Source organism: Paenibacillus donghaensis (genome assembly GCF_002192415.1).
Lineage (GTDB): Bacteria > Bacillota > Bacilli > Paenibacillales > Paenibacillaceae > Paenibacillus_AQ > Paenibacillus_AQ donghaensis.
The window spans coordinates 8,120,711-8,133,546 of the sequence record NZ_CP021780.1 but is presented as its reverse complement, the minus strand read 5'-3'; the positions used below and the strand labels follow the sequence as shown (position 1 = coordinate 8,133,546).

Genomic DNA, 12,836 nt, shown 5'->3' with positions numbered 1-12,836 from the left:
CTCCAACTATTCCATTTCCGCCACCGGCAGTTTGACCATCACTTTAACTTCTCCGGCGTCAGAATTCAAATCTCGGATGATCCCATCCACCAAATGTCGGCCATCCACATAAACTTGCGTGGCAGATACGCCTGCCTCCCGCTTCATTTCAATCTGCAGCTCCACACCTCTGAACCAACGTGTGACGCTGGCCTCCTGCCAGTCCGCAGGAAGCTGCGGCTTAACCTGAAGCCCCTCACGATTGCCCTGCAGGCCAAACAATCCGTCGATCAGACAGCGGTACACCCAAGGAACCGTGCCTGTATTAAAAAGATGGCTGGACCGCCCCGCCGTATGCGGGATCTGCCGATAGGCCCCGCGGTAATAGTTGGGGATGAACACCGGCAGCTGGCCGCGCCTGAGAATATCCTCCTGATCCGGTCCCGGAAGCATCTTCCGCAGCAGACGGTACGCGTCCTCCCGCTCTCCCACCGCATACAGCGCGTAGATGTAAAAAGCAGCCGCATGATTGTAGACGGAACCGTTCTCTGCGGTGCCTGGATGCTTTTGGGTCACTCTGCCAACGTCCTCGCGCATGGCGGTGTAGGCGGGCGCCAGCTTTTCTACTCCATATGGGGTTTCCAGCTGTTCTTCCACCGCTCGGATTAATTTCTGCTGTTTCTCCAGATCGGCAGCCCCGCTTAGCAGCGACCACCCTTGGGGATTCAGATAGATGCGGCCTTCCTGATCTTCGCTGATCCCGAATACCACATTATCGTCCGTAATCCCGCGTGCATACCAGTTGCCGTCCCACAGATATTCGTTGATTACAGCATTGGTCTCCTGCGCGGCCAGCCGGTACTCCTCACTGTTCTGAAGCTGCCCGCTCCGCTCACAGATCTCCGCCCAGATCATAAAGGCATACGCAGAAGCAATCGTCAGCCAGCCCGAGACGCCCTTGCCTTTATAACCCACCATATTCATTGGGTCACACCAGTCGCCTTGGTCGATATAATTCAGCCCCCGCTCATCTCTAGCCTGAAGCAGCCAATCCATGGCCCGGTTGATATGCTCATGCACAGAGGCAACCTCTTCACTCTCGGCAAAAACCACCAGTTCCTCCAGTATGCCATAGTCATTCGTTTCATCCAGATAGGTACTGAGGCAGACCGGCAGCCAGACACAATGGTCGGTATGCGGAACCTGATTGATATATTTCAGCTCGGCTTCCTCATGCAGAATAATCCCGTCCGGCATAGCTCCGCTCACAATCTGCTGACTGAGGGCCGTCAGAAAAGCCGCTCTGGCCATCTTCGGTTTGATATAGCTCATGCCCATTTGATCCTGCAGATAGTTGCGGGTCTGCGGATCGGTTGTCAGCCGGTTGGTCTGTCCGTGATAATACATCTGCCGCGGCAGCCAGTGATTGACGAAGTTATCGAAATCCGGGTCAGGCGTGTGGATCGCGATGCTGCCCCGGCCCTCACGGATATATTCGGCGTATTCGCGTTCTGCTTGCACGAAGCCATCTTCTCCGGCGGAATTCCTGTCCAGGAAATAACTTTGGCGAACACGTGTTATCTCCTGCTCATCCTTGGCCGGTCCGAATAGAAAGCGGTATTCCTGCTCCTCTCCCGGCTCCAGGCTGAGGCTGTATTGCAGCACAGCAACAGGCGTCTCATAGCGTGCTTCTCCCTTGGACAACCGTTCCTGCAGGATCGCCGAGGGGGCTGATATTCCGCCTTCTCCTTCGAAAGCTTCATTATTCACTTCCCATGCGGTCGGCTGGCGGTCAGCGAGCAGGAAGGTCCGGTCCTTCAGCCGCTTGATTCTGTCATATTCCTGATATTTCTGGTAAGGCGTGATCGAGGAGCATACAACCGCCTGCAGAGCTTCATTATATTCCCCCGATTGATTCATCCAGGACATGTAGCCTACAGTAAAATAGGGATAAATACTGAGGTTCCGCTTCTGCCCCGAAAGATTGGTCACCCTCACCCGCCACAGCTCCATGGCATCGACTCTGGGCAGACTGAGGCTCATCTCGACGCCGATGCCGTTATGCTCCAGCTTCCAGACGAGTTGATGTTTGCCGATGGCGAACGTGTATTGATCGGGCAGCACACGGACCGGTTCATAAGGCGCGGAGAAGAGCGCACCGCTCTCTTCATCCTTCACATACAGAAACCGCCCCGGATGATGGGCATAATACGGCTGCTCCGGCTGCATGAATGTCTTCGCTTCCAGATTAGGGGCATGGGAATATTTGGCCGGCTCCGGCTGCATAAACTGCGCCACCGCATACCCCCGGCAATTCATATGGACCATCATCTGCTCATTCCACAGGAACCCCGAGGCCTTCGGCAGCGCTGTCGGGCTGCTTAACTCATAATATTCCTGATCTTCTGTTGCACGGATCATTGTCTTCCCTCTCTTTCGTAAGCGTTTGCCTAGATTATACCTTATTTCAAGAGAGTTGACCGCTGGAAGCGGAAGCGCTGCCGTTCACCGTTCACAGGCAAATATAAAGCCCACCCAGGTACGCCAATGATAAGGCCTCCAGAGTGGGCTTGTGCCAATGCAGCCTGTTTATTTCGTAATCGACTTAAAGGATACCGTCTGCTCGCGGATGCCCTTCTCGGCAGCGAACCGTTCGATGCTGGAGGCACCGAAGAAACCGTCAATTCCGTCAGTCCGGGCAATCACGTAGGCGGCATCCTCCGGCTCGGCAATCGGCCCGCCGTGGCAGATGACCATAATCTCCGGGTTGACCGCCCGGCCTGCGGCAATAATCTGTTCGATCCGCTCCACACAATCATCCAGGGTAAGCGCTGTGACCGCGCCGATGGTACCCTTGGTCGTAAGTCCCATATGCGCCACCAGAATGTCTGCTCCGGCTTCTGCCATCGCTTTGGCCTGCTCGGCATCGAATACGTAGGGAGTGGTCAGCAGGTCCAGCTCATGCGCCGTGCGAATCATCTCTACCTCCAGATCGTATCCCATTCCCGTCTCTTCAAGATTCTGCCGAAACACGCCGTCAATCAGACCGACGGTAGGGAAATTCTGCACTCCGTTGAAGCCCTGCTCCTTCAATTGTTTCAGATAGACCTCCATCACCCGGAACGGATCTGTTCCGCAGACGCCTGCCAGAACCGGAGTATGCTTCACCACCGGCAGCACCTCAGAGCCCATCTCCACCACAATCTGATTAGCATCCCCATAAGACAGCAGTCCCGCCAGCGAGCCGCGTCCCGCCATTCTGTATCTGCCGGAATTGTAGACGATCAGCATATCGGCGCCGCCTGCTTCACTGCTTTTGGCTGTAATGCCTGTACCTGCACCTACGCCAAGCAGAATCTTGCCGCCAGCCACCTCTTCCTTGAACTTGGCCATGATTTCTGTTCTTGTCTGTTTGTTCATCGTATTCTCTCCTCCTTAATGATCCATCAGGTCAATTAATTTCTGGGCTGCGGCTTCCGCGAACTCCACATCATTAATCGCACAGTTCATTTCGATCAGCTCGACTACACTCCGGTCCACGCCTGCTCTTAGAGTATCGAACAGCATCTTGTCCTCTTCCGGACCATAGAAGGCTTCCCCCTCCACATCAATACCCGAGATGCCTTGCAGCGGCAGCATCAGGACGGTGCGCTCCCGGGCCATATTCAGCTTCTCGGCCAGCTTCTTGCCGATCTGCTCATTCTCTTCCACCGTGGTCCGCATCAGGGTTACCGTCGGGTTATGACGATAGAACTTATGACCCGCAAATTATTCCGGCACGCTGTCATACGGCCCGAAATTGCACATATCCAGCGCGCCTACCGAAACCACCTGGGGCACCCGGTTCCTTGAAGCCGCCTCCAGCCGGTGCGGGCCCGCAGCCAGTACACCGCCGATCAGCTCGTCGGCCCATTCCGTAGTGGTCAGATCCAGCACGCCCTGGATGAATCCGGCATCAATCAGCGCTTCCATCGACTGCCCGCCTATGCCTGTAGCATGGAACACCAGCACCTCATACCCGCGCTCTTCCAGGTATTTGCGCGCCGCGGTCACACAGGGAGTGGTTACTCCGAACATGGTTGCAGCCACCAGCGGCTTCTCCTCAATGACCTGTGTGTTCTCAAAAGTAACCATGCCGGCAATGGCAAACACGGCATTGCTGAAGATTTTCGTCGAAATGGAGTTCAGCCCGGATACATCCACAACAGAAGGGATCATCACCATGTCGCTGGTACCGACATAGGGAGCGGTATTGCCAGAGGCTACAGTAGATACCATCACCTTGGGCACGCCAATGGGCAGCGCGCGCATCGCCGGAGCCACCAGCGACGTCCCGCCGGTTCCACCGAAGGAGAGAATGCCGTCGAACTTTCCTTGCTTATACAGTTCAGGCACAAGCCGCTCCATCCCTTTGGACAACACTTCCGTTGCCAGCGCTCTGTCCTTCCGGCCAGCAAGCACCTTCATGTCGATTCCGGCGGCTTCCGCCACTTCCCGGTTGGACACATCCGGTGTGAACGCCGGCTCAAACACCCCGGTATGAATCGTAAATGCCTGTAGTCCCAATTGTTCGATCAGCTGTTTGATATAGAGATATTCCTCCCCTTTGGTATCAAAGGTTCCGGCAATGGCAATGGTCTTCATGGTTCAGCCTCCTCATGTCTCTGAATTGCGGATAAGTTAAGCATAGAGGTTTAGAGCGGCATTGAAAACGCTTTTATGTGCTATGTTTTTGTGTTTATGTTCGATTTAACCTGTTTGGGTGAGAAACCCTTGTACTTTTTGAACATTTTGCTGAACTGGGCATAATCCGGGTAGCCCACCAGGGGAGCCACCTCCGCCAAGCGGAGATTCCCGATCTCCAGCAGCTCGGCCGCCCGGTCGACGCGGTATTGGATGAGGTAGGTCTGGAAGCTGCAGCCTACCTGTTTTTTGAACAAGGTACTTAAATAGCTGCGCGAGACATGCGCTACCCCGGCCAGATCGGTGAAGGATACCTCGTTCATATAATTCTGGGCCACATATTCTTTGACGAAATCCACATAATCGTAGTGTTTGGTTACACCGTCCAGCATCTTGACCATCAGCTCATCCTCATCCAGCTTGCCCTTGCTCTTAAAAGCCTTGGTGATGTCCGTGATCGACTTCTCGGAGGGAATCCGCTCAAAAGCAGAACCGCCGATGTACCCCATCAGATCTGTGTTGCCGCTGTACATATATTGAACATCCACCGGAGTTTTGACCGGACCGCCGTATACCAGCTTGATCAGCTCCGGCTTCAGCCTGTTGCAGACCTCGAATATCCGTTTCGCCCTAACCTTGGCCGCCTCCAGAGACAACACCTTGCGGGCACCGAGTAATCCGCCTTCCGTCAGCCCGAGATGCACACAGATCACATCCGCTCCAGCCCCGATCATCTGCTCTGCCTGCCTTTCATCAAATACGAATGCAAGCGTAAACAGCCCCTGCTCATGGGCGGTCCGGATCGCTTCGACCTCCAGCAGATAGGAAGAGCCCTCCTCTTCCAGGGCTTCCCTGAACTGTCCGCTTAACAGTCCGACTGTCGGATAGTTGTTGATCCCGGCGAAGCCTCTGCTGCGGATCTGCTGAATATACGTGGTCATATCCTTCGTCGGATCGGTGGCATTCAGTCCAAAAATAATCGGAACCTGCTTCACCAGTGGAATAATCTCACGCGAGGCAAACTCCATCACCATATCATTGCTGTTGCAGAACGGCAGGAATCCCGCCAAAGAGCTTCGGCCCATCTGCCGGAACTTGCCGGAATTCAATACCATAATGAAATCCGCTCCGCCTTGTGCCGCAACCTTGGCCGTAATCCCCGTGCCTGTCGCTACGCCGATGATGGGATGACCCTTTTCCAGCTGCGCCTTAAGATTTCTGAGGATGGTTGAGCGGTTTGTCATGAATCCATAGGTGTGTGCCATAAGATCCCCTCCTATCTTAGTCATTGCATTCTCCGCCGAACAAGTGGAAACGGCTACGCCGTCCTTTTATAGGACGGGGCGTTTCAGCGAGAAAGATAAGGATAATTCATTGCGCGAAGCATATAAATTCTTATCTTTTAAGAAGAAACGGCTTCGCCGTCCTCTGCAAAGCGTATGCTTCCGAAGCAGCGATACTACGTATCGCTTTCAGGCATCCGTTTCTGCGAAAAATAGAAGGATAAATAATAGTGTAGAACATATAATTTCTTATATTTCGAAAAAACCGAGCAAACCCAGGATTCCCCTGACGCTCGCTCGGCTGTATCTCTGTTCATTCAGCTTACTGCACTTCCTCTGTTTCTTCAATCCGCTGCCGCTTCCCGATTCCGAAGGCGAAATAACCGGCAATAACAATGGCGATAAACGTCATGCCCACCAGCAGCGACGTATGCGTATCCGGGTTAAACCACATGCCCACCAGCACCAGCGATAAGAAAATAATTACGATATAATTGCTGGCTGGGAAGAACAACGATTTGAACGGGTGGTCCTTCATCTCATCCTTCCACCGGTCCCTGAATCTGAACTGGCTGAATGCCAGCGCGAACCATGGCACCATACCCGGCAGAATACTGGCACTGTAAATATACAGGAACAGCTTGGAGTCCGGCATCAGGTAATTAAACAGCACTCCGATTAACAGCAGCGAGATGGTAGTAAGAATACTGTTTCTGGGAACGCCGCTCTTCGAGATTTTGCCAAAAAACTTCGGGGCTTGTCCATTCTTCGCCAGTGTATACAGCATCCGTCCCGCACTATAGATTCCGCTGTTGCAGCCGGACATAGCCGCCGTAAGCACAACGAAATTAATAATCCCTGCTGCCGCAACGATACCAACCTTGGCAAAGGTCATGACGAATGGACTGCCGCTCTCGCCAACTTCATTCCAAGGGTAAATCGTAACAATCACAAAGATCGCGCCTACGTAGAAGACCAGGATACGCCAGATGATGTTTTTGATCGCCTTGCGCAGCGTATGTCTGGGATTCTCGGCTTCCCCGGCTGTAATACCCACCAGCTCAATCCCTTGATAGGCCGCCGTTACAATACAGAGTGCGAACAGGAAGCCCTTCAGTCCCCCGGCAAAAAAACCGCCATGGCTGTACAGGTTCGACAGACCAATCGGCTCACCGCCATTGCCCAGTCCGAAGAAAATCATCCCCGTGCCGACCACCAGCATCACACCGATGGCAACCACCTTAATCATGGCGAACCAGAATTCGAACTCTCCATAGAACTTCACCGCCGCCAGATTCGCCGCCGCAATAATACCTACCCCTATAAGGGCGGGCAGCCACTGCGGAATGTCGGGGAACCAATACCCCATATAGATGCCAATGGCCGTAACTTCCGCCATCCCTACGGTTACCCACAGAAACCAATAACTCCAGGCAGTCAGGAATCCCGCCAAGGGATGAATGTACTTATGGGCAAAAGTAGCAAAAGAGCCGGTTACCGGCTCCAGAATCAGCATCTCCCCCATCATCCGCATCACAAAAAACATAATGATTCCTGCCAGCAAATACGCCAGCAGCACGGAGGGTCCTGCCCATTTGATCGTGCTTGCCGAACCCATAAACAGCCCGACGCCAATGGTGCCACCGAGTGCAATCAGTTCGATATGCCGTGTCTTAAGTCCTCTAGTCAATTGCTTCGTTTCCAAAAGAACGCTCCCCTTTGTTTATGTATCTCTTTCTTTGTTGCATAGCTATCATAATATGTGAGTATCCCGCCCTGCTGTGACATTCATTAACGCATTGCAGAATTACTCCACAAAATTGTAAGCGAATGATTTAGGAAACACAATAGCCGGGGATTAGACAATTTTAGACATAGCGGGCACGTAAAAGCCGCCTCATGAGGCGGCTTTCGTTGATCATGATTGAATTATTGTTACACTTAGATCCCAGCGACGATTTAGAAGGTTGCCCTGGCACGTTCGGAGCAAATAGATGCGAAAGTGCAACTAATTTCAGCTGAAACCACTGTCAGGAGGCGATTAAGTGCGATATTGCAACTAATTTCAAGTAAATCAAGTCTTCTACGCTCAAACGCCGGAATTAAGTGCCTTTTTGCAACTATTTGCTCCAAAACGGAAAAAATCGGCTAATTAGATGCACTTTTGCAACTAATATCATACGGAGGCCTAAACAGTAACAGTTAATATTTCTATACAAGCGGGTTGATCCGCCTAAATCTGCACTGGTTACTTCCCACCATACTAGCGTAGTTTCGCTTCAAGTTTAGCTCTAGATATCTCATTATCAGCAAATACGCTGCAAATCGCAAGCAATTCATCCCGGTAATCCTTCCAGTCAAAGAACACCGGACTGTCGCTTTGCTCCAATAATTTGTCGAGCATTTGTGCTTGCTGCGATTCATCCAGCTCAGATTTCCTTGTCAATCCCTTCTCACCTCGTCTTTATTCTCTTCGGTTCCATTAAGGCGGTGTATGGGCGTTATTCCACTGATTGCAGCATTGTCTTCATCCCATCCGAGCGATTCAGGTAGAAGAAAGCAATAAATCTATCTGCTGAAGGATCGCCACTTCCCGCTTTCTTGATTAGTTTCTTGCTGCGCTGGAGGAGATATTCTCTATGGTTCTCCCTAAAAACAAAAGCGATACCGGAGGTCATACTGAAGTTCTCCAAGTGCGTGAGCCGCGCGAATATTAATTTGCCTGGCTCCAGCATCTGGCTTAAAGAAAGATCCATCAGCTGAATGCTTTTGTCAGAGTCAGAGATTGCCTTCAGTTTAATGATATAGTTCTCCTTGTCGGTATCGACTACTTCGTATAGACCGCTCTCTGAATCAGCCATAGCCCGCAGCAATCTTTCGGTTTCCGCCTCATCACTATAACCATGTTTACGGATATATTTAGACAACCCACTTTCGCCTTCATCCCATTTCTCATACACGTTAAAATCATAAAGGGAATCTTGTTCCGGCTCTTCCTCTAATACCACTCTATTATTCTTGAGGATCCCCATAACCTTGCAGGATTTAAACAGCTTGTCCTCATCAAGAAATTCATCCAGAATCTCCATGTGTATCCCCACTTGCTTTTTTCTCATTGCTTTATATTCTTCTACTAAACTCATATCTTCAATCCTTTCCAATGAATAATATAATTATAAGAATACTATATAAGTTGAACTTTAGATTCTCATATTGGGTCAGGTCGTAATTGCGGGGAATGTTTGGACTTCCGGCCGCTGTTGTCTGCAGATTTCTTGATGCCTCCGCACTTCTACCCTTTTATTTGATCTAATCCCATACTGCGCTGCAGCGCGAACCAGCGCACAATACTGTCCGGCAGCTCGGGAATCGGCATCTTGCTAATCTCCTCTTCCGCTTGCTGCCTGTAGAACGTAAGATCCACCAGCTTGATGGTCTCGATATCATCCATCACCTGCTCCAGCTGGATTCTCTCAGGGCCGGCATAAATGTCGTAACCTGTAAGCACTTGAACCTCATCCCAGACCTTTGGCTCCAACCGGTATAGCTTGGTGTAGTTCAGGGTCAGATTGCTCTCAAGCTTCGTTTCCGGATGAAGGTGATACAATCTCAGCTCCTCTACGGTATTATCACTGTCCGTGATGGAGAACTTCGCGTCACAGTAATCACAAGTATGATTTCCCACGAACCCGTAGCGGGAGCCTCCGTGCAGATACAAGCCCTCCAGCGGGCGTCTGCAGGCCGGACAGACCAGCGGCATAATTTTGATATCAGGATAAACGGTTTTGTTTCTGGCATATACAAACAACTCAGCCACACTTCGCCCGTCTTGGGAAGGAAATCTGCCAACTCTAATCATCTTATCACCTCATCTGGGATTTGGAATATCCTTGATGTTCATTACCCTTATTCTGGCTACTATACACGTTCCGTGGTACGGGTATTCGACTTGCCTGCCAGTCTCCATCCAGCATTGCTCCTATCTGAACTTGTGGTAAAATTACCCTATCCTACTATTTGAAAGGTGATCTGATGAACCGCAATGTAGAGACAACGGAGAACGAATGAAGATTGGGGGATTGAACGCTGTGGATACTGGTAAAATAGAGCCAATCTTGTTAACCATTCCTGAGCAATTTGAAAGTAAACGGCTGCTGATCCGCGCGCCACTGTGGGGAGATGGAGCTGCTGTAAATGAGGCGGTACAAGAAAGTATCGAGCAATTGCGTCCATGGATGCCGTGGGCAAGCAGCGTTCCTACACAGGAAGCCTCCGAAATCAGCATCCGCCGCTCCCGGCTGCAGTTCCTGGAACGCTCCGACCTTAGACTGCTGCTGATTCGCAAAGAAACTGGCAAGCTAGTGGGCAGCAGCGGGTTGCACCGGATCGATTGGCCTACCCGCAAGTTTGAGATTGGCTATTGGGTCCGCAGCTCTTGCGCTGGACAAGGCTACATCACAGAGGCGGTTGAGGCGATTACGAAGTATGCCATCCGTGAGCTGCAGGCCAACCGGATTGAAATCCGCTGTGATTCCCGCAACCACCCAAGCGCCCGGGTCGCGTTAGCGTCGGGGTTCTCGCTGGAAGGTGTGCACCGGGGTGATAAGCTGGATGTGGACGACTGCTTAAGATCAACGATGATTTACTCTAAGGTTCGGGGCGTGGAGTTCTAAGGAGCATTTATGCTCCTTACTCTCCATTGCTAATCCCATATTTTCCCTCCTCATTAATGAAGGTTTCTTTAGGTACTAATTCATATTGATCAAACAGAAGCAGACTCTTCCTCCCTGATTTCTCAAGCGCATAGGGGAAGTCGCCGCTCTCCCGCCGTTCTTTCACAGCATCAGATACATTGGAATCCTCACTATTCAGCAACTCTTCTTCTCATTAACCAATCCTTTGAGTTCTTACCCTAATTTCCCAGTTTGCCGTTCAGAGCTTAGCTATTTCTTGACACAGCAGGTTTACCGTAGTAAACTCAACATCAATTAGAGGTTTATTGCGATAAACTTTCATTAGGAGGCGAGTTCATGGAATCTTATAAACTATTTGATGCGGAACATAAATTTGTGTCTTTGATCTGGGATCACGAACCTGTCAATTCAACCGAGCTGGTTAAGCTGTCTCTGGAGAAATTGGGCTGGAAGAAATCAACGACTTACACTGTACTGAGGAAACTCTGTGCCCGTGGTATTCTGCAGAATCAGAATGCGGTGGTGACTGCTCTTATTAAACGTGAGGAAGCACAGAAGTATGAGAGCGCAGCATTGATCGATAAGGCTTTTGACGGATCATTGCCGCAATTTCTAACCGCTTTCCTGGGCACAAACAAAATTTCCGCCAAAGAAGCCGAACAGCTGAAACGCATCATTGAGGAGGCAACCCAATGACGGCGGGATTCACCGCCATCCTGAACATGACCATCACCGCCAGTTATGTAGCTGCTGCCGTGATGGTTATCCGGCTGTTTCTGAACAAAGCACCCAAGATATTCTCCTATGTCTTGTGGCTGGCGGTGCTGATCCGGCTTGTGCTGCCCTTCAGCTTCCCCTCTGCGTTCAGCTTCTTGAGCTTTCTCACGCCCACCAGCCGTACCGGCACCGGAGCGCTGGAGTTTGTTCCCTCTACCCTTGGCCTGATGCTGCAGCCTGCGGTTGATACTGGCGTTGGCTTAGTGAATCAAGCTGTGAACACCTCCCTGCCAGCGGGAACACCTACTGCCAGCGTCAATCCGATGACGATCATTATGGAGATTGCGGGCATGGTGTGGGTGATTGGCATGGTTGTTCTGCTTCTATACTTCGTGGTCTCTTATTTCAAAATAACAAGCAATCTGAAAACAGCCACTCTAGTCAGCGGCAATATATATGAAACCGACCGGATCACCACACCGCTGGTCTGCGGCTTCATCAAGCCCAAGATTTATGTTCCGCTAGGCTTAAGCGATCATGAGCTTTCTTATATTGTGGCGCATGAGCAGGTTCACATCCGTCGTCTGGATTATTTGGTTAAACCGTTCGCTTGGCTGCTGCTCAGTGTATACTGGTTCAATCCGCTGATGTGGGTGTCCTTCAACTTGATGAGCAAGGATATGGAAATGTCTTGCGATGAGAAGGTGATTGCCTCTATGGGACAGGAGGTTAAGCTCAGCTACTCGAAGTCGCTTCTGTCTCTTTCCGTCCGCAGCAGCGGGTTCAGCTTAGGCCGTCCGCTCGCCTTCGGTGAGAGCCATATTCAGGCCAGAATCCGAAATGTGCTGAGCTATAGGAAGCCACGTGCTCCAGTAACCGCAGCTGCCTGTGTATTTTCGTTAATTTGCATTCTGGGTTTCACAGCCAATCCGCAAGGGACTCCGGGAATCCCGCTGAAGACGATGGAGAATCATGCCGCAGTCTGGGCCAATGCGCTAATCATCCGTGACGGAGAACCCCGCTACGAGATGATGTCGGAGACGATGAGGGAGAAATTCAAGCAAGAACAAATCGCCCGCAGCGGTGAGGACTGGAACTACAATATCGGCGTGTCCAGCCCGTGGGTGGTTACATTCGAAGTTAAGATCGAGGATCACACGGCGCACATTACTTATTTCACACAAACCAGTGAACCCGCCTCCTATCTGAGCGAAGAGGCTGTGACCTTTGGGCGGGTAGAGGGTGAGGTAGTAGTGGTGGGGTATGAGAGTGTTTATGAGGACGTAAAAGTAGAGGACGGAATGTGAGAGAGTTACTGTGGGCGCAGCCTTGCTTCTGTTTTGTCAGAATGGGCTGTGCCCTTTATTTCATTAAATGCTGATATGAATCGACAGTTGCTGCGTATGGTTCGACTGAAATTTTAACTGTATTTCGTACATCTATATTAGCCAATTTGGCTGCTGGAAGGCATATAACTGCA

The 12,836-nt window shown here is 51.2% G+C and carries 11 protein-coding genes and 1 pseudogene; 3 read left to right on the top strand and 9 right to left on the bottom strand.

Annotation, left to right across the window (positions count from 1 at the left end):
• Positions 1–6: 6 nt before the first annotated feature.
• From B9T62_RS36845 to B9T62_RS36810, 8 genes and pseudogenes are all read right to left on the bottom strand, one after another.
• Entirely contained in the window at positions 7–2,400 is a 2,394-nt protein-coding gene (locus B9T62_RS36845; protein WP_087919792.1) for a GH36-type glycosyl hydrolase domain-containing protein, read from the bottom strand.
• A 168-nt stretch (positions 2,401–2,568) separates the two neighbouring features.
• Entirely contained in the window at positions 2,569–3,399 is an 831-nt protein-coding gene (locus B9T62_RS36840; RefSeq protein WP_087919791.1) for a phosphoenolpyruvate hydrolase family protein, read from the bottom strand.
• 15 nt (positions 3,400–3,414) lie between these two features.
• Positions 3,415–4,623, bottom strand: a pseudogene (locus tag B9T62_RS36835) (Tm-1-like ATP-binding domain-containing protein).
• A gap of 80 nt (positions 4,624–4,703) precedes the next feature.
• Complete coding sequence (locus B9T62_RS36830; RefSeq protein ID WP_245864250.1) at positions 4,704–5,927, bottom strand: phosphoenolpyruvate hydrolase family protein; 1,224 nt, start codon at positions 5,925–5,927, stop codon at positions 4,704–4,706.
• Between the two features lie 340 nt (positions 5,928–6,267).
• Positions 6,268–7,650, bottom strand: coding sequence for an amino acid permease (locus B9T62_RS36825; RefSeq protein ID WP_087919790.1), 1,383 nt, complete (start codon positions 7,648–7,650; stop codon positions 6,268–6,270).
• A 558-nt stretch (positions 7,651–8,208) separates the two neighbouring features.
• Positions 8,209–8,391 carry a hypothetical protein gene (locus B9T62_RS36820; protein ID WP_087919789.1) on the bottom strand — a complete coding sequence of 61 codons (183 nt, stop codon included), beginning with the start codon at positions 8,389–8,391 and terminating at the stop codon, positions 8,209–8,211.
• 55 nt (positions 8,392–8,446) lie between these two features.
• Positions 8,447–9,088: a DUF7986 domain-containing protein gene (locus tag B9T62_RS36815; RefSeq protein ID WP_483869959.1), complete on the bottom strand. Its 642-nt coding sequence runs from the start codon at positions 9,086–9,088 to the stop codon at positions 8,447–8,449.
• Positions 9,089–9,237: 149 nt separating this feature from the next.
• Positions 9,238–9,804, bottom strand: a complete 567-nt coding sequence (locus B9T62_RS36810) for a hypothetical protein (RefSeq protein WP_087919787.1) — start codon at positions 9,802–9,804, stop codon at positions 9,238–9,240.
• A gap of 205 nt (positions 9,805–10,009) precedes the next feature.
• Between B9T62_RS36810 and B9T62_RS36805 the strand changes: the two genes are divergently transcribed.
• Positions 10,010–10,618 (top strand): GNAT family N-acetyltransferase, encoded by a 609-nt coding sequence (locus tag B9T62_RS36805; protein ID WP_087919786.1) that lies wholly within the window; start codon positions 10,010–10,012, stop codon positions 10,616–10,618.
• Positions 10,619–10,634: 16 nt separating this feature from the next.
• Here the strand turns inward: B9T62_RS36805 and B9T62_RS36800 are convergent, their stop codons facing one another.
• Positions 10,635–10,820: a hypothetical protein gene (locus B9T62_RS36800; RefSeq protein WP_087919785.1), complete on the bottom strand. Its 186-nt coding sequence runs from the start codon at positions 10,818–10,820 to the stop codon at positions 10,635–10,637.
• A 155-nt stretch (positions 10,821–10,975) separates the two neighbouring features.
• Here B9T62_RS36800 and B9T62_RS36795 point away from each other — a divergent pair, with 155 nt between their 5' ends.
• Both B9T62_RS36795 and B9T62_RS36790 read left to right on the top strand, forming a co-directional pair.
• On the top strand, positions 10,976–11,335 hold the full coding sequence (locus B9T62_RS36795) for a BlaI/MecI/CopY family transcriptional regulator (protein ID WP_087919784.1): 360 nt from the start codon (positions 10,976–10,978) through the stop codon (positions 11,333–11,335).
• Positions 11,332–12,663: a M56 family metallopeptidase gene (locus B9T62_RS36790; protein WP_087919783.1), complete on the top strand. Its 1,332-nt coding sequence runs from the start codon at positions 11,332–11,334 to the stop codon at positions 12,661–12,663. The genes B9T62_RS36795 and B9T62_RS36790 overlap by 4 nt, the downstream gene beginning before the upstream one ends.
• Positions 12,664–12,836 lie beyond the last annotated feature (173 nt).

Coding starts and splice junctions, on each gene's coding strand:
- B9T62_RS36810 (WP_087919787.1), bottom strand. CDS start 9,804: ATGATTAGAGTTGGCAGATTTCCTTCCCAAGACGGGCGAAGTGTGGCT.
- B9T62_RS36830 (WP_245864250.1), bottom strand. CDS start 5,927: ATGGCACACACCTATGGATTCATGACAAACCGCTCAACCATCCTCAGA.
- B9T62_RS36790 (WP_087919783.1), top strand. CDS start 11,332: ATGACGGCGGGATTCACCGCCATCCTGAACATGACCATCACCGCCAGT.
- B9T62_RS36815 (WP_483869959.1), bottom strand. CDS start 9,088: ATGAGTTTAGTAGAAGAATATAAAGCAATGAGAAAAAAGCAAGTGGGG.
- B9T62_RS36845 (WP_087919792.1), bottom strand. CDS start 2,400: ATGATCCGTGCAACAGAAGATCAGGAATATTATGAGTTAAGCAGCCCG.
- B9T62_RS36795 (WP_087919784.1), top strand. CDS start 10,976: ATGGAATCTTATAAACTATTTGATGCGGAACATAAATTTGTGTCTTTG.
- B9T62_RS36805 (WP_087919786.1), top strand. CDS start 10,010: ATGAAGATTGGGGGATTGAACGCTGTGGATACTGGTAAAATAGAGCCA.
- B9T62_RS36840 (WP_087919791.1), bottom strand. CDS start 3,399: ATGAACAAACAGACAAGAACAGAAATCATGGCCAAGTTCAAGGAAGAG.